Annotated in this window: 20 protein-coding genes; 7 read left to right on the top strand and 13 right to left on the bottom strand. The window is 34.4% G+C overall.

What is annotated here, in order from left to right; all coding sequences use genetic code 11:
• Positions 1 to 25: 25 nt before the first annotated feature.
• From QZZ51_RS07465 to QZZ51_RS07500, 8 genes are all read right to left on the bottom strand, one after another.
• Positions 26 to 286 carry a hypothetical protein gene (locus QZZ51_RS07465; protein ID WP_291868072.1) on the bottom strand — a complete coding sequence of 87 codons (261 nt, stop codon included), beginning with the start codon at positions 284 to 286 and terminating at the stop codon, positions 26 to 28.
• 87 nt (positions 287 to 373) lie between these two features.
• Positions 374 to 1,075 carry a CoA transferase subunit A gene (locus tag QZZ51_RS07470; RefSeq protein WP_291868075.1) on the bottom strand — a complete coding sequence of 234 codons (702 nt, stop codon included), beginning with the start codon at positions 1,073 to 1,075 and terminating at the stop codon, positions 374 to 376.
• Between the two features lie 140 nt (positions 1,076 to 1,215).
• Positions 1,216 to 3,576, bottom strand: coding sequence for a transglycosylase domain-containing protein (locus QZZ51_RS07475; RefSeq protein WP_291868077.1), 2,361 nt, complete (start codon positions 3,574 to 3,576; stop codon positions 1,216 to 1,218).
• A 4-nt stretch (positions 3,577 to 3,580) separates the two neighbouring features.
• Positions 3,581 to 4,069: a gliding motility lipoprotein GldH gene (locus QZZ51_RS07480; RefSeq protein WP_291868080.1), complete on the bottom strand. Its 489-nt coding sequence runs from the start codon at positions 4,067 to 4,069 to the stop codon at positions 3,581 to 3,583.
• Positions 4,062 to 5,231 carry a regulatory iron-sulfur-containing complex subunit RicT gene (gene ricT, locus QZZ51_RS07485; protein WP_291868082.1) on the bottom strand — a complete coding sequence of 390 codons (1,170 nt, stop codon included), beginning with the start codon at positions 5,229 to 5,231 and terminating at the stop codon, positions 4,062 to 4,064. The genes QZZ51_RS07480 and ricT overlap by 8 nt, the downstream gene beginning before the upstream one ends.
• A gap of 75 nt (positions 5,232 to 5,306) precedes the next feature.
• Positions 5,307 to 6,338 carry a rhodanese-related sulfurtransferase gene (locus tag QZZ51_RS07490; protein ID WP_291868086.1) on the bottom strand — a complete coding sequence of 344 codons (1,032 nt, stop codon included), beginning with the start codon at positions 6,336 to 6,338 and terminating at the stop codon, positions 5,307 to 5,309.
• 53 nt (positions 6,339 to 6,391) lie between these two features.
• On the bottom strand, positions 6,392 to 6,622 hold the full coding sequence (locus QZZ51_RS07495; protein ID WP_291868088.1) for a ferredoxin: 231 nt from the start codon (positions 6,620 to 6,622) through the stop codon (positions 6,392 to 6,394).
• Complete coding sequence (locus QZZ51_RS07500) at positions 6,622 to 7,863, bottom strand: peptidase U32 family protein (protein WP_291868090.1); 1,242 nt, start codon at positions 7,861 to 7,863, stop codon at positions 6,622 to 6,624. Before QZZ51_RS07500 ends, QZZ51_RS07495 begins: the two co-directional genes overlap by 1 nt.
• Before the next feature lie 375 nt (positions 7,864 to 8,238).
• Between QZZ51_RS07500 and recA the strand changes: the two genes are divergently transcribed.
• The 4 genes from recA (at position 8,239) to QZZ51_RS07520 (ending at position 11,904) form a co-directional block, all read left to right on the top strand.
• Positions 8,239 to 9,249, top strand: coding sequence for a recombinase RecA (gene recA / locus QZZ51_RS07505; protein ID WP_291868092.1), 1,011 nt, complete (start codon positions 8,239 to 8,241; stop codon positions 9,247 to 9,249).
• Between the two features lie 80 nt (positions 9,250 to 9,329).
• Positions 9,330 to 9,755, top strand: coding sequence for a hypothetical protein (locus tag QZZ51_RS07510; RefSeq protein WP_291868096.1), 426 nt, complete (start codon positions 9,330 to 9,332; stop codon positions 9,753 to 9,755).
• Between the two features lie 20 nt (positions 9,756 to 9,775).
• Positions 9,776 to 10,339, top strand: a complete 564-nt coding sequence (locus QZZ51_RS07515; protein ID WP_291868099.1) for a sigma-70 family RNA polymerase sigma factor — start codon at positions 9,776 to 9,778, stop codon at positions 10,337 to 10,339.
• Positions 10,340 to 10,395: 56 nt separating this feature from the next.
• Entirely contained in the window at positions 10,396 to 11,904 is a 1,509-nt protein-coding gene (locus tag QZZ51_RS07520; RefSeq protein WP_291868101.1) for a hypothetical protein, read from the top strand.
• On the opposite strand, the gene QZZ51_RS07525 is transcribed toward QZZ51_RS07520, so the two are convergent.
• A complete protein-coding gene (locus tag QZZ51_RS07525; protein WP_291868119.1) occupies positions 11,894 to 12,631 on the bottom strand; it encodes a lysophospholipid acyltransferase family protein in 738 nt (245 codons plus the stop codon). The two genes, QZZ51_RS07520 and QZZ51_RS07525, sit on opposite strands and share 11 nt — an antisense overlap.
• 102 nt (positions 12,632 to 12,733) lie before the next feature.
• On the opposite strand from QZZ51_RS07525, the gene trpS reads away from it, so the two are divergent.
• Positions 12,734 to 13,702 carry a tryptophan--tRNA ligase gene (gene trpS / locus QZZ51_RS07530; protein WP_291868104.1) on the top strand — a complete coding sequence of 323 codons (969 nt, stop codon included), beginning with the start codon at positions 12,734 to 12,736 and terminating at the stop codon, positions 13,700 to 13,702.
• Between the two features lie 32 nt (positions 13,703 to 13,734).
• Here trpS and QZZ51_RS07535 read toward each other — a convergent pair whose 3' ends face one another.
• Complete coding sequence (locus tag QZZ51_RS07535; protein ID WP_366511956.1) at positions 13,735 to 14,376, bottom strand: FKBP-type peptidyl-prolyl cis-trans isomerase; 642 nt, start codon at positions 14,374 to 14,376, stop codon at positions 13,735 to 13,737.
• Between the two features lie 357 nt (positions 14,377 to 14,733).
• Entirely contained in the window at positions 14,734 to 15,837 is a 1,104-nt protein-coding gene (gene dprA, locus QZZ51_RS07540; RefSeq protein ID WP_291868109.1) for a DNA-processing protein DprA, read from the bottom strand.
• 104 nt (positions 15,838 to 15,941) lie between these two features.
• Between dprA and QZZ51_RS07545 the strand changes: the two genes are divergently transcribed.
• Together QZZ51_RS07545 and QZZ51_RS07550 are read left to right on the top strand one after the other, a co-directional pair.
• Positions 15,942 to 16,925, top strand: coding sequence for an SPOR domain-containing protein (locus QZZ51_RS07545; protein ID WP_291868111.1), 984 nt, complete (start codon positions 15,942 to 15,944; stop codon positions 16,923 to 16,925).
• Positions 16,926 to 17,030: 105 nt separating this feature from the next.
• The gene (locus QZZ51_RS07550; protein ID WP_291868114.1) at positions 17,031 to 17,546 is read left to right on the top strand and encodes an acyl-CoA thioesterase; all 516 of its coding nucleotides are present in this window, start codon (positions 17,031 to 17,033) and stop codon (positions 17,544 to 17,546) included.
• A gap of 126 nt (positions 17,547 to 17,672) precedes the next feature.
• Here the strand turns inward: QZZ51_RS07550 and QZZ51_RS07555 are convergent, their stop codons facing one another.
• A complete protein-coding gene (locus tag QZZ51_RS07555; protein WP_291868116.1) occupies positions 17,673 to 18,911 on the bottom strand; it encodes a peptidoglycan DD-metalloendopeptidase family protein in 1,239 nt (412 codons plus the stop codon).
• On the bottom strand, positions 18,901 to 19,686 hold the full coding sequence (locus QZZ51_RS07560) for a DUF4292 domain-containing protein (RefSeq protein ID WP_291868118.1): 786 nt from the start codon (positions 19,684 to 19,686) through the stop codon (positions 18,901 to 18,903). The genes QZZ51_RS07555 and QZZ51_RS07560 overlap by 11 nt, the downstream gene beginning before the upstream one ends.
• Positions 19,687 to 19,705 lie beyond the last annotated feature (19 nt).

The raw sequence follows: 19,705 nt of genomic DNA on the forward strand, positions 1-19,705 counted from the left end.
ATGAGCCAATTTAAAAATTGGACAATTATTTTCTTCTTAACGCGAATGAATTAAATTTATGGGCTTGCTCACTTTCATACTTCCATACAAATATTGGGATTGAAAAGGTAAATACAGCAGTAAAACCCAAATAGCCAATCAATATAGTGGTAGCAAGAACTCCAATAACGGCACCAAGTATAATTATCCTATTATCTGGAATTGCAGTAATTCTGTTTATATGTCTTTTATCATCCTTTCCACAGGTATTACAATTTACTCGAACTTCATCCGCGTTAACTTTCATTTGTAAATTTGGCCTTGTATCTTCTTTAATCGGTAGATAATTTTGCTTTTTACATACTCTACAAGTATAAGTTAACCTCATAAATTATTACATTTTTTTACGAACAGTCCTTTGCTCAATACGCTTCTCATAATTTTCCCCTTGAAAGATTCTTTTTACGAAAATTCCAGGAACATGAATTTCATTTGGATCTAAAGTCCCTGCAGGAACCAACTCTTCTACCTCCGCTACCGTTATTTTTGCTGCACCACACATAGCTGGATTAAAATTACGTGCCGTTCCTTTAAAAATAAGATTCCCGGCTTCATCGCCTTTCCAAGCCTTTACAAAAGAAAAATCTGCCTTGTATGCTTCTTCTAATACATACATTTTACCATTAAATTCTCTGGTTTCTTTCCCTTCTGCCACTTCTGTCCCATAGCCTGCTGGTGTATAAAATGCTGGAAATCCTGATTGTGCTGCTCTGCATTTTTCTGCTAGAGTTCCTTGTGGTGTAAGTTCTACATCTAACTCTCCACTTAACATTTGTCTTTCGAACTCATCATTTTCTCCGACATAGGAGGATATCATTTTTTTAATTTGACGTTTTTGCAGTAACAACCCCAAACCAAAATCGTCTACTCCTGCATTGTTCGATATGCAAGTGATATCTTTTATCCCTAATGCTACCAATTCGGCAATTGCATTTTCTGGAATCCCACATAGTCCAAAGCCACCTAACATAAATGTCATGCCATCTTGAACCCCCTTTAATGCCTCTTGAATAGTATTTACTTTTTTATTTATCATTATCGATTCTTCATATTTAGATTAAATATCAGACCTATTTATTAATAATTCTCACTAAAAATACAAGTTTAATATGAAAAAAGCACCTTTCTTTTACATATAAAAGAAAGGTGCTTTTTTTATTACGGAACTAAAAGAGTCTAGAAATCTAGACCCTCTAAATCATCTGCATTTTCTTTATCAGCCGCAGCCTCTTTTAATATTTTAGAACAATCTACATTAATAGATAAGTTTTTAGGCTTAGGAAAACTCTTATCAGAAATACCTAGCTCTTTATTTTCGTAGTTCTTTTTCATATAAAGACCCCATATTGGTAACGCCATAGAGGCTCCTTGTCCGTAAGTAATACTTTTGAAATGAATCGGTTTATCATCTCCACCAACCCAAACACCTGTAACCAAATTCGGAACCATTCCCATAAACCAACCATCACTTTGGTTTTGTGTGGTTCCAGTTTTACCAGCTATAGGGTTTTTAAAGCCATATGGATATCCCGTAATAACTTCATCATACGCTTTATTCCACTTATTTGCGCCAGTGGTACGCAAACGAGTTCCAGAACCACCTTGGGTTACTCCTTGCATTAAATCTAACATAGCATAAGCTACATCTTTACTTAGCACATCTTTTGTCTCTGGCACATATTCATAGAGAACCGTTCCATTTTTATCCTCAATACGTGTAACCATTACTGGTTTTACATAAACCCCTTGGTTCACAAAAGCACCATAAGCTCCCACCATTTCATACACATTGACATCTGGTGTCCCTAATGCTATAGACGGCACTTCTGGTATGTCTGCTGTTATTCCTAAATTCTTAGCAATTATTGCTACGGACTTTGGCCCTACTTTATCTATTAATTGTGCAGTAATCGTATTCACAGAATTAGCTAGTGCCTTTTTAAGCGTATAATTTTTTCCTGAATATTTTCCATCGGAATTTTTAGGACACCAAGCCTCTGGATTCCCATGTTTATCTGCTTCAATACAATACTGTGTATCTGGTAGTTCATCGCAAGGAGAATAGCGTAATTGATCTATAGCAGCAGCATAAACAAAAGGTTTAAAAGTAGAACCTGCTTGCATTGACCCTTGTATTACATTATCATATTGAAAATGTTTATAATTTATACCACCAACCCATGCTTTTACGTGCCCTGTTTGTGGCTCCATAGACATCATTGCTGTACGTAAAAAGGTTTTGTAATAGCGAATAGAATCCAAAGGAGTCATAATAGTATCTTTCTCTTTGGTTTCACTTTTCCAATCGAAAACTGTCATATCTTTTTTCTTCGTAAAAGAAGCCCGTATTATTTTTTCTGATTTTCCTTCTTTCTTCATTTGTCGCCAACGGTCCGAGTTCTTCATGGCTCTTTCCATAATACGATCAATCTGCTTTTTATCTACACCTAAAAAAGGAGCCGTTTTATTTCTTTCTGGAGTATTTTGGTGAAAAAATTCTGCTTGTAACTTTGTCATATGCTGGGAAACCGCATCTTCTGCATTAGCTTGCATACGAGAATCTATGGTAGTGTAGATTTTAAGTCCGTCTAAATAAATATTCCACTTATCTCTTTCTCCATCTAAAGCTGGTTTTGGATTTTTACTTATCCATTTATTCATATACCCTTGTAAGTACATTCTAAAGTACGTTGCTAAACCATCTCTATGAGACTCAGGGTTATAATTTAATTTCATTTCCAAAGACTGCAAAGAGTCTTTTTCTTTTTGACTTATATAATCGTATTTAGCCATCTGAGCCAATACTACATCTCTCCTATTTTTAGTTCCTTCAGGGTTTCTATGCGGTCTTGGGTTATATAAAGAGGAATTTTTAAACATCCCAACTAACATAGCAGCTTCCTCTACCTTTAACTGTACAGGCTCTTTACCAAAATAAATTTTCGCTGCAGAACGAATACCATCTGCATTGTTGCCAAAATCATAAATATTAAAATACATAGTCATGATTTCTTCTTTGGTATAATTGCGTTCTAGCCTTGTTGCAATTACCCATTCCCTAATTTTTTGAGTATATTTTCTCCAGTCTTTAACCCTTACTCCAACAAATAATTGCCTCGCCAATTGTTGGGAAATAGTACTTCCTCCACCAGCATTTCTAAATGTTAATTTAGCAAATAGTGCTCTAAAAAAACTCCTTGCATCTATTCCAGAATGTTCATAATAACGAGCATCCTCTGTAGCAACTAATGCATCTACCAAATTCTTACCTAAATCCTCATATTTTACAGGCGTTCGGTTATCATCCAAATAATACTTAGATAGCAATACTCCATCCCCAGAAATTACTTCCGAAGCTAAATTGGTTTGGGGGTTTTCCAAACTTTCAAACGTTGGCATTTCACCCAGCCAACCTCTTGACGCCAAAATAAAAACCAAAGCAACAGTCGATACGCCTGTGATAAACAGTATCCAAAACCACTTTATAAACCTCAAAAAACTTGTTGTTTCTTTTTTCTTTACAGCTTTCTTTGCCATCAATTTACTCTTTACTTTTTACTATTTCAAAACCAACATCTGTAATACCTTCTAAATCTACAATTCCAGGGATACTACCATTCTTACGCATAGCGTGTGTTATCTCTAAAGTATATACGCCAGAATTAGGAAAAACGATGTTTTCTCTAAACCACAATTTACTCTCTTTAATACTTCCTTGCCCTTTTCCTAACCAAGTACCATCTGGTTGGGCCATATTAAACTCTAGTGTGTCTTTAATAACATCTCCATTAGGGTACCCTAGTTCCGTAATTAAGAACAAATTACTATACGGGTAATCTTGATCGTTTCTTATGTTAATAAACATATCGTGCTTTTGCACCGTGTCTATCTCCGAAAAATTAAATTTTAGAGCATTACTCTTATTCCAACTAGCGTCATCAAGGGTTTGGTATTCCGATTTTACAATGGCATTATTACAAGAAACTACCGTTAAAAAAACGGTAACTAAGATTAAAAAAGACTTAAGCATCTTTTGGTTTTCTATTTTTATTATTCCTTCTTTTTTTATTTCTGTTTTTGTTATTGTTATTTCTACGTTTTGGCTGATCAAAGCGCGTAAGGCTATCTTGCCCAACAACATTCTCAAAAACAACTTTTTCTTCGAGAGTAGTATCTATCGCATATTCCTCTAAACTTGCTACTTTCTCTTTCTTTCTGTTCTTTCCTAATATCTCAGTCACCTGCTCTTTAGAAAGCACGTGCCAATTAGAAGGCTCATCTTTATAGGTAAACCATAAAAGCCCTTTAAAAATATCTGTTTTCTGACAATAAGCAAGCCCTTTTTCGGTATACAATTTTGTGTCCTGTCCTGGGAAACCTTTTAGAGCATCTAAATAGGTATCTAACTCATAATTAAGACAACATTTTAGCTTTCCACATTGTCCTGCTAATTTTTGTGGATTTAAGGATAATTGCTGATAACGTGCTGCAGATGTACTGACCGACCTAAAGTCTGTTAGCCAAGTAGAACAACAAAGCTCCCTGCCGCAAGAACCAATACCTCCTAAACGCTGTGCTTCTTGGCGATAACCAATTTGGCGCATTTCTATACGAAGACCAAAGGCTTTTGCCATATCTTTAATGAGCTGTCTAAAATCTACCCGCTCTTCTGCTGTATAATAAAAAGTAGCCTTAGAACCATCTCCTTGAAATTCTACATCTGAAATTTTCATTTGTAGTTTTAGAACGATGGCTATTTCACGAGCACGTTTTTTAATTTCTTCTTCACGGCCTCTACATCTTTGCCAAATGTCTATATCTTTTTGAGAAGCTTTACGGTAAATTTTTGGAGACTCTTCAGCAGAAATACTGACTTTTTTCTTCTTCATCTGTACACGCACCAATTCACCAGTAAGTGTAACCATACCAATATCATGGCCAGATTGTGCTTGTGTAGCAACAACATCTCCTATAGAGAGTGTTAAATTCTCTCCATTTTTAAAAAACTCTTTTCTGCTATTTTTAAATCGTACTTCAACAAAGTCAAAAGGTTTCTCCCCATTTGGAAGAGACATGTTAGAAAGCCAATCAAAAACCGTTAATTTATTACAACCATCCGTTCCGCAAGTACCATTGTTCTTACATCCACCTGGCTGTCCGTCCTTTCCGGTTGAACAACTACTGCAACCCATAATTTATATCTAGATTTGAAAAGCAAGAAAATCGCTTTTCAAAAAAGGTTCATATTAATCTTAAACGTAAAGATACTATTTTTTAAATTTTAAAACTTCAGACCTTCCCTTTTTAAAAATTTTGTTACTCAAGGTCTTGCCTTTGCGTAATTTTTTTTGTTCTACAAATGGAAGTTCGTGTACTGTTTTGCAATCATCAGAACAACAGTTGTTCATTTTTTTAGCACAATCCTCGCATTGAATAAATAATAAATGACAAGCCTCATTTGCACAATTAACGTGTTCATCGCAAGAATTTCCGCATTGGTGGCAATTGGCAATTACATCTTCGGATATACGTTCTCCTCTACGGTGATCAAACACAAAGTTTTTTCCGACAAACTTATTTTCTAAATTTTTATTCTGTACTTGTCTGGTATATTCAATTATCCCTCCTTCTAATTGATACACATTCTTAAACCCTTTATGCTTGTAATATGCGCTTGCTTTTTCGCATCGAATTCCACCTGTGCAATACATTACGAGCTTCTTATCCTCTTTAGAATCCTTTAAATCTTGCTCAATAATATCTAAAGAATCTCTAAATGTATCTACGTCTGGAGTAATTGCATTTTTAAAATGCCCAATCTCACTTTCGTAGTGATTACGCATATCTACCAAAACGGTATTCGGGTCCTCTATAAGTTCGTTGAATTTTTCTGCACCAACATGAATTCCTTTATTGGTAACATCGAAACTAGCATCATTCAATCCGTCCGCAACAATCTTATGACGCACTTTAACTTTTAACTTTAAGAAAGACTTATTGTCTTGTTCAATAGCAATATTTAGACGTACATTTTCTAAGAAAGAAATACTATCTAAATGCGCTTTAAATACTTCAAAATTTTCTGCAGGAACAGATAGTTGGGCATTTATACCTTCGTGAGCTACATAAATTCGCCCAAGAACATCCTGTTCATTCCAAGTAATAAATAAGTGATTTCTGAAAATCGATGTGTTTCCAATGTGTGCATATTTGTAGAAAGAAATGGTAAGTCGTTCCTTACCAGCTTCCTCAATAAGAGAAGCTCTTTCTTTTGCACTTAATGTATTGTACAGTTGCATGCTATACCAATTTTTAAGTTAAAAGATGTAATTAAGCACAAAGCTACAATAATCTAAAGTAATTTTGTGGTAATAATTTTTACAGGGCAGGCTTTTTGAGCTTCTACACAAGGCTGATACATACTTGCATCTGGAGACTTTAAGGTAAAAAAACCCTTTTTATCTACGGATCTAAGTAAGACACTTTTACCGTCTTTTTTAGACATTTGAAATTGCTCTGGGGCCAATTCTACACAATAATTACAACCAATGCATTTTTTACGTTGTAGTGTTACTACTACCATTATTCCTTAACTATTTTGTATAATTTGTCTGATGCTCTAATTTTAAAACCGGTCGGTATAGTACAGCTATTTCCTTTACTCGCTACCTCTGAAACAACATCTTCCACCATCATTTCGGTAAGTTCTAATTCCTTAACTCCTGTGGTAGGGCCTGTAATTAGCAACTGATCCCCTATTTTTATATCAAAAGCTTCAATTTTAAACTGTGCTATTCCAGGTTTTGGGAAATAATGCTCTCCCTTGCCCACATATAATTTCTTTTGTGTAGCATGTGAACCAGAACCTGTACTCCATTCTCCTAATTTTTGCCCCAAATAATAACCGCTCCAAAAACCACGATTATATACTTTTTCTAACTCCTCCATCCATACACTTACTTTTTTCTGCGTATAGATTCCTTCCGCATGAGCATCTATAGCTTCTCTATATGTTTTAATAACTTTTGCAACATATTCTGGCGCTCTTCCTCTGCCTTCTATTTTTAAAACTTTAATCCCAGTATCTATCACTTGGTCTAAGAAATCTAGGGTACATAAATCTTTTGGAGACATCATATACTCATTATCTAATTCTATTTCAAAGCCGCTGTCTTGATCAATAACCGTATATTTTTTACGGCAATTTTGTTTGCATGCTCCTCTATTCGCAGAAGAATTATGAGAATGTAAGCTTAAATAACACTTACCTGAAACCGCCATACATAAAGCACCATGACCAAATACCTCTATCTCTACTAACCTTCCAGAAGGCCCTTTTACTTCTTCTTTTTCTATTTGGGAACAAATATTCTGAATCTGCCTTAAACTTAATTCCCTACTAAGAACCATTGTATCTGCAAAAAGAGCGTAAAACTTAACCGTTTCTATGTTGGTAATATTAATCTGGGTAGAAATATGCACCTCCATACTAATTTGCCTGGCATAGGAAATAACAGCCTGATCCATAGCAATAACAGCAGTTATATCTGCCTTTTTGGCGGTATCTAAAACCGTTTTTATTACGGATAAATCGTGATCATAAACAATGGTATTAAGGGTAAGGTAGGTACGTATTTTTTTTTCTTTACATCGTTCCGCAATTTCCGCCAAATCTTCTAGCGTAAAATTAATACTGGCTCTAGCTCTCATATTAAGCTGCTCTACTCCAAAATATACAGAGTCTGCACCATTATCAATTGCCGCTTGCAAAGACTCAAAATTCCCTGCAGGAGCCATTAATTCAATTATACTAGCATGTACCATAATCTCAATTACTTATCCCATTTTTTGGGTTGCAAATATACATTATATCGTAAAAAAGAAAGGTTTTTATAGAGAACAAAAAAGAGTCTTGAAAATTCAAGACTCTTTATCGACCATTCCGATTAATCTTTTTCATAGCATTCTTTGAGTTTTGCTAAAAGGACATGGTCATGATTGCCTACTGCCTTTAAAAAACAGTAGATTATATATTGAGTTAGTATATATGCTTTTTTACAAGATGCATATTTTTTTAAAAGGTTGCGTAAGCGATAAAAAAATATTTTCTTATTGATTTAATCTGTTAATAAAATTAAAATGGTAGCTGTCATTTTTGATAAAAGAATTGGTAATTTAGCTAGCCTAAAAAAATAGATAATGAGTTCTGAAAAAGATGCGAAATTAAAAGCCCTTAAACTAACCCTAGATAAATTAGATAAGACCTACGGCAAAGGAGCTGTAATGAAACTAGGAGATAGTGTTATACAAGATGTTGAGGTAATTCCGTCTGGTTCTCTTGGTCTTGATGTTGCTTTAGGTGTTGGAGGCTACCCAAGAGGGCGTGTTATAGAAATATACGGACCAGAATCCTCAGGTAAAACTACATTAACTTTACATGCTATTGCGGAAGCTCAAAAAAATGGTGGTATTGCTGCTTTTATTGATGCAGAACATGCTTTTGACCGCTTTTATGCTGAAAAATTAGGGATAGATATAGACAACCTTATCATTTCACAACCAGATAATGGGGAACAAGCTTTAGAAATTGCAGATAACTTAATTCGTTCTGGTGCTATTGATATTGTTGTAGTTGATTCTGTTGCTGCCTTAACTCCAAAAAGTGAGATTGAAGGTGAAATGGGAGACTCTAAAATGGGGCTTCATGCAAGACTTATGTCTCAAGCGCTACGTAAACTAACAGGATCTATTAGCAAAACTAATTGTACCGTAATTTTCATTAACCAATTAAGAGAAAAAATTGGCGTAATGTTCGGTAATCCAGAAACAACTACTGGTGGTAACGCATTAAAATTCTATGCTTCTGTTCGTTTAGATATTAGAAGATCTACACAAATTAAAAATACAGATGGTGCTGTTCTAGGAAACAAAACCAGAGTAAAAGTGGTTAAAAATAAAGTAGCACCTCCTTTTAGAACTACAGAATTCGATATTATGTATGGCGAAGGAATCTCTAAAGCGGGTGAAATTATTGACCTTGGTGTTGAATATGAAATAGTTAAGAAAAGTGGTTCTTGGTTTAGTTATGGTGACACCAAATTAGGACAAGGAAGAGACGCTGTAAAAGCATTGATTTTAGACAATCCTGAATTGTTTGAAGAACTAGAAACAAAAATTCGCGAAGCGATTAATGCTCTAAAAGAAGCATAAACCTTCCTCTTTCCTTTAAATAATAGTACAAAAACGCAACCTTTAGCATAAGCAAACATCTTAAAATAAAATGTTTGCTTATGAAAAGGCTTGTTTCCGTCATTTCTATAGTTTTCTTAGGACTTCTCCTTAGTAACTGTAGTGTTGTAGAAGATGACAGTCCAAACTTTCAATTTGTTCCCTTGCAAATCGTTAGTGCTGAATTACCAGAATTTTTCAATCTAGAAGAAACTTACCAAATCAAAGTTTCTTATTTAAAACCAAACAGTTGCACCTTCTACGAAGGTTTTGAGGTTACCAAAGAAGACCAAACTATACGTAACGTTGTTGTTGTTGGTTCCGAACGTATAAATTACGACGATTGTACAGAACAAGCCGTTGAAGAAACTGCTATATTCAATTTTGTAGTACTTTACGATAAAACGTATACCTTTAAGTTCTGGCTAGGAGAAACTGCTTCGGGAGAACAGGAGTATTTAGAAATTGAGGTACCAGTTAATTTATAATAACAAAAATCAAATTTAATTTGAGTCTAGAAGAACTCATACTAAAATGTAAAAAGAACGAAAGAAAGGCACAGGCAGAATTGTACAAAACTTTCTCTTCTGTACTTTTTGGTATTTGCTTAAAGTACTCTAGTAATAAAACGGAGGCTGAAGACAATCTGCACGATAGTTTTATGACTATTTATGAAAAAATAGAACAATACAAATCCAAGGGTTCTTTTGAAGGTTGGTTAAAGAGAATTACGGTGAATACCGTATTACAGAAATACAGAAAAAAAGAGTACCTCAATGCAGTTACAGAGAACACGGAAGATGTAATAGAGATAGAACAAGAAGATGCTGAAATAAGCTTACAAACCTTACTTAGTTATATTCAAGAGCTACCCACAAAATACAGAACCACCTTTAATTTATATGTTTTAGATGGGCATTCGCACAAAGAAATAAGCGAACTTTTAGGGACAACCGTAGGCACTTCAAAATCTAATCTTGCAAGAGCAAGAGCCATTTTAAAAGAGAAAATAGAAACTAAAACCGTTCAATCCATCGTAGGTATTTTAATATTTGGATTAGAAAACACATAATACGCCATTTAACTTACCTAAACCAGTAGGTTATAAAGGCATAAGACAGTATAAAGATGAGTAAGAAAAATTTAGATAAACTTTTCCAAGAAAAGTTTAGCAGCTTCCAAGAGTCCCCAGACGCAAAAGTTTGGCAGACCATAGAAGCATCCTTAAACGAAAAGGACAAAAAACGGAGAATTATACCACTATGGTGGAAAATAGGCAGCATAGCTGCAATATTGGCTCTGGGGTTCTTTTTAATTAACCCATTTGGAGCCAATGAAACTATATCGCCTTACATAATTACGGATACAAAAAATCCAGAGAAAATCTTGGATAATAATGCAACTTCTACTGAGAATGAAGAAGAAAACCTAAAGGAAACAGAAAACACAAAGGTTGCCAAAGTAAATTCTAGCAATTCTTCCGAAGAGCAAAATCTTATTTTAAATCCATCGAAAAGCAATATTACCACAACGATTAAGAATCCATCAAAGAATAAAATAGCGAGCGTTACCAACTCTGCTACCCAAGATAACAGGTTAGTAAGTAAAGAAACTAAGAATAGTAAGAACAACACAGGAATAAACAGCCCTCTTTATTTAAGTAATTCAGAAAAAGCTATTGCAAAAATAGAAAAAGAAGAGATTGTTACCAAACAACAAGACCTCTCCAACCCAGTTAAAAAAGCTTTAGAAGAATCACAAAAAACAACAAATACTATTGCTGTTGTTGATGAACAAAAATCTAATACAATAAAAGAAGTTCAGAAAAAATCTATATACGACGAAATAGAAGCCCAAAAAACAGAGAAAGAAGAAGAGGCAATAGCCCAAATAAAGCCTAACAAATGGTCCGCAGGAGCAAATGTTGCTCCTGTATATTTTAACGCTCTAGGCGATGGTTCGCCCGTTGGCGAAATGTTTGTCTCAAATTCTAAATCCGGAGACACCAACCTTAGTTATGGATTATCTATTGCTTATGAAGTAAGTAATAAATTAAGCATACGCTCAGGAATAAACAAAGTAGACTATGCCTATAGTACTCATAATGTTCGTTTTTCGTCTAATTTCAATGGCCAAACAAACAAACAATTAAGTACTATAAATTATGACACCAACTCTATTAATCTAGAACTTTTAAGCACGGATGCTGAGGCAAGTCCCAGTTTTTCCAAAAAAGACAATGTAGCCAACGATGTATCTGCCAAAAACCCTACTAGAGAAGGCATTATGTCACAGCAATTTGACTATTTAGAAGTGCCCTTAGAACTTAAATACCAATTGGTAGATTCTAAATTTGGAATAGATATAATTGGCGGCGTAAGCTCTTTATTTTTACTAGATAATTCGGTATTTCTGTCCTCAGGAACTATCACAACAACACTAGGGGAAGCTAACAACATGAACAATGTAAACTTTAGTACCAACATTGGTATTGGCTTAAATTATAAATTCACACCTAAAATAAAAATTAATGTAGAACCCATGTTTAAGTATCAGTTAAATACATTCTCTAATACAGAAGGAACTTTTGAACCTTATTCTATTGGAGTATATAGTGGGTTAACATTTAGGTTTTAGAAGTTAACGTGTTATAAATAACCTCTCTCACTTCTTCTCTTAAGGTTATTTTATCCCCTTCTGCCAATATTCCTGTTTCATGGAAAGGATGTACAATTGCTCTAGTTACACCCGGAAAACCGCTAAAAAAAGAAAAAGAAAAACGTTTTTTATTATCCTGAAAAGTTATGGGAACAATGGGAATATTATGTGCAATTGCCATTTTAAAAGCCCCATCTTTAAAGCTATCTAAAACAATATGCTCTTCTGGCACTCCTCCTTCTGGAAAAATACAAATACTTAGTCCTTGCTGTAATCTTCGTTGTGCTCTTCTATAAACCCCTGTTCTACTTTTTGTGCTCTCACGATCTACCAATATACATACGCGTTTATAGAAAAAGCCAAATACCGGAATCTTTACCAATTCCTTTTTTCCCACAAATACAAAAGGATTTTTACTCATGTATAGCATCAACATAATATCTAACATACTTGTGTGGTTAGCTACAAGCATATAGCTTTTACCCTTAATTAATTTTTGCTCTCGTTTTACTCTAGGAGGACACCCCATTCCATACAAAATAGGTTTTGCCCATAAATTTCTAGCTATCCAAAAAAATGGAGGATACCATTTTTCCTTTATAGAAAACAAAATCAAAAAAGGAAAAAATAAAAAGATAGGAATAGCTACTAAAACATGAAACCAAATACGATATAAAAACCAGAATATATATTTAAAAACAACCATTAAAGTCAAAAATACATAATTGTAACGAGCTATTCTATTAAAAAAATTACCTTTGCTTTTCGTTTAACTTTTAATAAGACACTAGTCTTCTTAGATAATAATATGTCAAGAATTTTAACAGGAATACAAAGTACAGGAACTCCACATTTAGGAAATATTTTAGGAGCTATAATGCCCGCAATTAAAATGGCCAACGATTCTAAAAATGAATCTTTTCTTTTTATTGCAGATATGCATTCCCTTACCCAAATAAAAAACGGAGAAGAATTACGTAATAACACCTACGCTGTGGCAGCTACTTGGTTGGCATTTGGTCTAAACATAAATAAAACTGTTTTTTATAGACAAAGTGATGTTCCACAAACCACAGAACTTTCTTGGTATTTAAGCTGTTTTTTTCCATACCAAAGACTTACTCTGGCACATTCTTTTAAAGATAAAGCAGACCGATTAGACGATGTAAATGCTGGTTTATTTAGCTACCCAATGCTTATGGCCGCAGATATTCTTTTGTATGACGCTGAGATTGTACCCGTTGGTAAAGACCAAATGCAGCATATAGAAATGACACGAGATGTTGCCTCACGTTTCCATGCTCAATTAGGAGAAACCTTTGTAATACCAGAAGGCAAAGCACAAGAAGAAACCATGTATATTCCTGGTACGGACGGAGCCAAAATGAGTAAGAGTAAAGGGAACTTAATTAATATATTTCAGACAGATAAAAAGCTCCGTAAACAAATTATGGGAATCCAAACGGACAGTACTCCAATGGAAGACCCTAAAGACCCAGATACCGATAATGTATTTGCTTTATATAAAATAGTAGCAAACGAAGAACAGATTACCGAAATGCGTGCTAATTACCTAAACGGAAATTACGGTTACGGACATGCCAAACAAGCTTTATACGAAGTTATAGTAGATCAATTTGGAGAAGCCCGAGAAAAGTTCGATTACTATATGAATAATTTAGAAGAGATAGATGCCGCTTTAGCTCTTGGAGCTGAGAAAGCGAGTAAAGTTGCGAATGACGTATTAGCAAGAGTAAGAACAAAACTCGGGTATTAAGAATTTTGCCTTACTCTTAACTTACATCTAATTTACTTTTCAATAGACAATAACTCTACATCAAAAATTAAAGCAGCGTATGGAGGAATAGAACCTCCTGCACCTCTTTGCCCATATGCCAAATCTTGAGGAATATAAACCCTCCATTTAGAACCAACTTGCATTAACTGCAAGGCCTCTGTCCACCCTGCTATAACTTGTGACACTCCAAAAACTACAGGCTCTCCTCTTTCTACAGAACTATCAAAAACTTTTCCATCGATTAATTTTCCTTCGTAATGTACCTTTACTTTGTCTGATGCTATTGGTTTTTCTCCATTGCCCAGTGTTAAAACTTCATACTGTAATCCACTTGCTGTGCTTACAATTCCAGGTTTCTTCTCATTTTCAGCTAAGAAAAGTTCTCCAGCCTCACTCAATTCTTTTGCTTCTCTTTCTTGAATTTCTTGAATACTCTTTTGCACCACCGTACGAGCTTCTTCTGCAGATATTCTTTCTTTTCCGCTAAAAGTCTCTTCCAAAGCTGTTGCAAAAACATTGTAAGCCAAAGAATCTACGCCTACCGTCTTTAAATTAGACCCAATCTCTACACCAAAAGCGTAGCTAAATTTATGAAGGTCATCTTCTAAATTGACCTCTCTTGATTTATTAATTTGATTTAATTGCGCCTTCATTTCTGTAGCTTCTGTTTTTAGCTTAGCTACCTGTGCTATTAAATCTTTCTTTTTTTGACCAAAACTAGCAATGCTCGTAAATAGAACTATTGCCATCCATATTAATTTCTTCATTTTATTGTATTATTTAGCACGAAAATAATCAAATTCTAAAATAGATACGCTTTAGCCCAACGCTATTTAAAAAACCATGAAAAAAACCACTCAGTTTGTTTTCCTCTTCCTCTAATAAGCATCTAATTTATAAAGCAGTGGTGAATCGTTTTCTTTGTCGGACAAAGACATCTAATACCTGTTTTTCCTCTTCAAAATTTAACAAAACAAACTATGCGGTTGGTTTTACAAGGACCGTTTCCGCTATAAAGCCTCAAAAAGTTTACCAGGCAAAGGGCGTATCAACCCTTTCATTTCCATATTTAAAAGTGTGGAAGATATTTTATAGACTGGTAGTTTACATTCTAACGCTATTACGTCTAATAGTTGTTTTCCTTGCTTTTGGAGGTAGCTGTAAATCATTTTTTCTTCCGTATTTAGCTCTACAAAAAGTTGTTTTTGAATAGCTGGAGTTTTTTTCTGTTCCACTTCCCAATCTAACAAATAAATTAAATCTGCTGCCGAGGTAAGCATATGTGCTTTTTGCTGTTTTATAAGATTATTACAACCCAAACTATATTTATCTTTTGCCCTACCAGGAACCGCAAAAACATCGCGACTATAACTATTAGCAATATCTGCCGTTACCAAACTCCCTCCTTTTTCTGCCGACTCTATAACAACCGTAGCTTCTGCCATACCAGCAATTATTCTATTCCGTTTTAAAAAATTTTCTCTTTCCGGGTTACTTGTACTCCAAAACTCAGTTAAAAAACCACCATTCTTTTCCACATCGGAAACATACTTTGCATGGGTTTTAGGATATATCTGATTTAATCCATGCGCCAAACAACCAATAGTTTGTAAACCGTGCTTTATTGCTGCTTTTTGAATACAAATATCTACACCATATGCAAAACCACTGACAATTATAGGATTTAAAGGAGCTATACTCTCTATAAATTCTTCACAAAAAGCAGTTCCATAGCTTGTAATATTCCTTGTACCAACTATACTAATTATTTTCTGGCCTTCTAAATCCATTTTACCTCTTTTAAACAACAGTATAGGACTATCAATACAGTGTTTTAAATATGCCGGATAATCTGGGTTCATAAAGTAACTATAATCCAGATTATTACGTTGTATATAGGCAAATTCTGATTCCGCTGATTCTAAATGCTCTCCATCAAACAAACCCCTTAATGTATGGGTTCCTACGCCATCAATTTTTAAAAGGTTTTGCAATTTATCCTCAAAAATAGCAGCTGGGCTACCACAATGCGTAATTAATTTTTTAGCAGTTACATCGCCAATATTTGGTACTCTCTGCAATCGTAAGACCGCAATTAATTCAGTAGTAGTCATTTAGAAATTGTGCTTAGTTATTCACAAAATACTAAAAATATAATGTTAATAAAAAGTTATGCGAAGTGTTTCTTAGCCCCCATTTTTTTTCCATATTTGTGTTGATGGTATTAGAACACTATATAAGCGATTTACTTTACAGATACAACTGTGTTGTTGTTCCTAAATTTGGAGCTTTCTTAACTAATAAGAGAGATGCACAATTAGTAACAGAGAACAACACTTTTCATGCCCCTACAAAAGAAGTTTCTTTTAATGCGCAATTGACTACCAATGATGGTTTGTTGGTTTCTTATATTGCTGAAGTAGAAAAAACTACTTATGAAGATGTATTATCTAAGATTGATGCATTAACAAACGATTGGAAATCTCAACTTGAAAACGTTGGCAGAATTCATTTAGAAAAAATTGGCCTTTTAGCATTAAGCTCGGAAGGTAAAATTTTATTCCAACCACAATCGCAAGTAAATTATCTTACTAGTTCTTTTGGGCTATCTACATTTTCTTCTGCTGCTGTTACTAGAGAAATTCTAAAAGAAGAAGTGGAAGAATTAGAAGATAAAATACCTTTTATAATTACTCCAGAAAAAAGAAAAGAATCTTCTTTTAGACCGTATTTAAAATATGCTGCTATATTTTTATTAGCCCTTTCTACAGGACTAACTGCATATCGAGGATATAAGCACTCCGTAACCACAGGGCAATTAGTACAACAAGATGCACAGAACCAAGTTTCTAAACACATTCAAGAAGCTACATTTTTTGATACTGCTCCATTAGAATTACCTTCTATTACCTTAGATGCAACTACGGCTATTAAAAATGCGATAAATACTACTATTAGCAAAGACACAGACCAAACAATACATCATATAGTTGCTGGTGCATTTCGCTATAAAACCAATGCAGACAAGAAAATAAGACAACTAAAAAGACGCGGATACAATGCCGCTTATTTTGGAACAAACGCACATGGTCTACATATGGTAACTTATGAGCGTTTTATAGATGTGGATACTGCCCTAGAAACGTTACGCACAATAAAGAATTCGCACTCTAAAGATGCTTGGTTATTATCCGAAAAATAAAACATAATTACTTCCTTTTTTTTAAACAAGTCATAGAATAAGCCCGTTGCGATAATAAAAAACATAGGCTAATTTTAAGAGTGTATCTTTATAAAAAAAAATAACATGCAAGCTAAAACACCTAGTGACTCTAAGACACTGATGACAGATATGGTTTTACCAAGTGAAACCAACCCATTAAACAATCTATTTGGAGGAGAACTTTTAGCTAGAATGGACCGAGCATCGAGTATTGCAGCAAGGAGACATAGTAGAAGAATTACAGTAACTGCATCTGTAAACCATGTAGCATTTAACCATGCTGTTCCTGTTGGAAGTGTTGTAACCGTAGAAGCTTCTGTTTCTAGAGCATTCAACAGCTCCATGGAAGTTTATTTAGATGTTTGGATGGAAGACAGGTTTAGCGGAGAACGCACCAAAGCCAATGAAGCTATATATACTTTTGTTGCCGTAGATGAAACAGGAAAACCAACCAAAGTACCTAAATTAATCCCAGAAACAGAACTGGAAAAAGAACGGTTTAATGGTGCTTTGCGAAGAAAACAACTTAGTCTTGTATTAGCCAGAAAAATGAAGCCTTCCGACGCTACTGAACTTCGTGCTTTATTTATGGGAGAGTAGCCTCTATACCTTTGATAAGAGTAAGCAAACAACAAGAATAAAAAAGCTCTAAAAATTAATGTTTATACTCTTTTAATGTATAAAGCATGATGAACTTCGAAGTTTGCAGATTCGAAGAACCAAAACCTACAACTGATAGACCCAATCCTCTGGATTTAGCCTAACCGTATCTTGGTATAAGTAGAATTTTAGGCGAGTTTGCCCATTAGACCGATTGGTATATATGGTGCCTAACTCCATTTTAATAGAGACTTTATCCCCTTTTTTAACGTATAAATCCGATAAATTGTAATAGGTGCTTATAAAGTTTCCATGCTTTATTTGCACCCCTTTATTTCCGCCTGGTACGGCAAGAATTGCTATTACTTCTCCTTCAAAAATGGATCTTGCTTTTGCTCCTTCATCGGTTGCGATAATAACACCATTACTCTGGTGTTTTATACCTGGGTATACGGCATCTTTATAGATTCCGAATCCCTGACTTTTAATCCCTTTTTCTACCGGCCAGATAAGCTTTCCTTTATTTGCCGAAAAATTATTCGCCACTGCACTAGCTTCTGGCGTTAAAACAAACTTAGTAGAATTGCTCTTGCTGGTTTTCTTTCCTATTTTTTTGTTCGATGCTACAATTGCCTTGCGGATTAAACTTTCTATTTGCTTATCTATCTTACGGGCTTCTTTTTTCTTCTTGTTTATTACACTGGTATACTTACTCTCGTTCTTACGAATACTATTCAATAATTCTTTCTGTGCCTTAATTTCTCCAAATAATTTATTCTTTGCCTTTCTATTTTGAGCCAATAAGACCTCTTTTACTTTACGTTCCGCATTTAAATCTTTATTAAGACGATCTAATTCATCGGCTTTCACTGCTATTTGTTCCCCTTGCTCTTTACGGTATTCCGTATACTGCTGCATATATTGCAATCTTTTAAAAGCTTGGTAGAAGTTAGAAGAAGACAACAGGAACATAAGCCTACTTTGTTGCGATTTGTTTTGATACGATTTCTGAATCATCGTAGCATATTCATCCTTTACCGTTTTTAAATCCTTATTTAGCTTATAAATACTACGAATATTAGCGCTTATCTGACGGTTTAAAAGATTAGATTGCTGGTTAGTAACTCGGATTAATTGTTGGCGTACATTTATCTTCTTATCCAACGCTTTCATTTGGTCTAGCACGTCACCTTTTTCCTTTTTTTCCGCAAAAAGCAATCTATTTATTTCGCGAATTTCCGTTTGGAGTTTTTCTCTTTTTGCTTCTAAAGACTTTTGCTCTTTGGTTTGGGCATGGGTATTGGCAACCGAAATAATGGTTATAAGTACTACTAGAATAAACTTTAAAAACGATTTACTTCCCATTGCCTTTCAATACAATCTCATCATAACCTTTTGGAATCTTATATGGAAAATTCAAAGATCTATTGAACTCCATATTTCTATATTCCAAACCTATAGTATTGGTAACCCTCTTCTCTATAGCTGTAATCACTATAGCATTAGGCAATACCTTATTTTCTATTTTTTGATAGTTTTTATAATCAATCTCTAAAACTCTATTTTTTAACGGTTGCGAGAGTTGCTGCGTTGCCATTTTAAAATTGGCAGGCTCTATCTGAAAAAAAGTTTTAAATAAATCTCCTGCTTTTCTAGGCTTTAATTGGTAATTTTTATCTGCTACGGAAGCATTATATTTCTCCTTACGTAAATCGAAAATTGCCTGTCCTAATAATAAATCTTGTACTTTATCGAAATCTAAATCGGTTCCTAATAAGTTACTGAGATAGGAGAAATTACCGTCAAAATATTCGTTCTGTAATTTGTTATAGAAAGACACTCTATTTGGAGTAATAAGTACTTTTACCATGCCTAACGGAGCGCTCATCCAAATAGCTTTGTCTTTCTCCATACGCAAACTAACCGATACGCCTTGGGAAGATTCTCCATTGGAATAATTGATTTTTACTTTACCACTTAAAGTTTTAAAATCGAGTTGATTTTGATAATGCGATTTAATGATTGCCTTGGCCGATAAATTTTCGTTTACACTACCATCCGTAACTACTTTTGTGGTTTTACAAGAAGAAACAAATAGAAAAATTATAGGGAGTGCAAAATATCGTAGAGCTTGCTTCATGGTATGCATCATACTTTAA

Origin of the sequence: Maribacter sp. (assembly GCF_016744255.1) — a bacterium.
GTDB lineage: Bacteria > Bacteroidota > Bacteroidia > Flavobacteriales > Flavobacteriaceae > Maribacter_B.

Excerpts from the sequence above, each read along its gene's own strand:
- QZZ51_RS07465 (WP_291868072.1), bottom strand. The coding sequence starts at position 286 with ATGAAAGTTAACGCGGATGAAGTTCGAGTAAATTGTAATACCTGTGGA.
- QZZ51_RS07470 (WP_291868075.1), bottom strand. The coding sequence starts at position 1,075 with ATGATAAATAAAAAAGTAAATACTATTCAAGAGGCATTAAAGGGGGTT.
- QZZ51_RS07475 (WP_291868077.1), bottom strand. The coding sequence starts at position 3,576 with ATGGCAAAGAAAGCTGTAAAGAAAAAAGAAACAACAAGTTTTTTGAGG.
- QZZ51_RS07480 (WP_291868080.1), bottom strand. The coding sequence starts at position 4,069 with ATGCTTAAGTCTTTTTTAATCTTAGTTACCGTTTTTTTAACGGTAGTT.
- ricT (WP_291868082.1), bottom strand. The coding sequence starts at position 5,231 with ATGGGTTGCAGTAGTTGTTCAACCGGAAAGGACGGACAGCCAGGTGGA.
- QZZ51_RS07490 (WP_291868086.1), bottom strand. The coding sequence starts at position 6,338 with ATGCAACTGTACAATACATTAAGTGCAAAAGAAAGAGCTTCTCTTATT.
- QZZ51_RS07495 (WP_291868088.1), bottom strand. The coding sequence starts at position 6,622 with ATGGTAGTAGTAACACTACAACGTAAAAAATGCATTGGTTGTAATTAT.
- QZZ51_RS07500 (WP_291868090.1), bottom strand. The coding sequence starts at position 7,863 with ATGGTACATGCTAGTATAATTGAATTAATGGCTCCTGCAGGGAATTTT.
- recA (WP_291868092.1), top strand. The coding sequence starts at position 8,239 with ATGAGTTCTGAAAAAGATGCGAAATTAAAAGCCCTTAAACTAACCCTA.
- QZZ51_RS07510 (WP_291868096.1), top strand. The coding sequence starts at position 9,330 with ATGAAAAGGCTTGTTTCCGTCATTTCTATAGTTTTCTTAGGACTTCTC.
- QZZ51_RS07520 (WP_291868101.1), top strand. The coding sequence starts at position 10,396 with ATGAGTAAGAAAAATTTAGATAAACTTTTCCAAGAAAAGTTTAGCAGC.
- QZZ51_RS07525 (WP_291868119.1), bottom strand. The coding sequence starts at position 12,631 with ATGGTTGTTTTTAAATATATATTCTGGTTTTTATATCGTATTTGGTTT.
- trpS (WP_291868104.1), top strand. The coding sequence starts at position 12,734 with ATGTCAAGAATTTTAACAGGAATACAAAGTACAGGAACTCCACATTTA.
- QZZ51_RS07535 (WP_366511956.1), bottom strand. The coding sequence starts at position 14,376 with ATGAAGGCGCAATTAAATCAAATTAATAAATCAAGAGAGGTCAATTTA.
- dprA (WP_291868109.1), bottom strand. The coding sequence starts at position 15,837 with ATGACTACTACTGAATTAATTGCGGTCTTACGATTGCAGAGAGTACCA.
- QZZ51_RS07545 (WP_291868111.1), top strand. The coding sequence starts at position 15,942 with ATGGTATTAGAACACTATATAAGCGATTTACTTTACAGATACAACTGT.
- QZZ51_RS07550 (WP_291868114.1), top strand. The coding sequence starts at position 17,031 with ATGCAAGCTAAAACACCTAGTGACTCTAAGACACTGATGACAGATATG.
- QZZ51_RS07555 (WP_291868116.1), bottom strand. The coding sequence starts at position 18,911 with ATGGGAAGTAAATCGTTTTTAAAGTTTATTCTAGTAGTACTTATAACC.
- QZZ51_RS07560 (WP_291868118.1), bottom strand. The coding sequence starts at position 19,686 with ATGAAGCAAGCTCTACGATATTTTGCACTCCCTATAATTTTTCTATTT.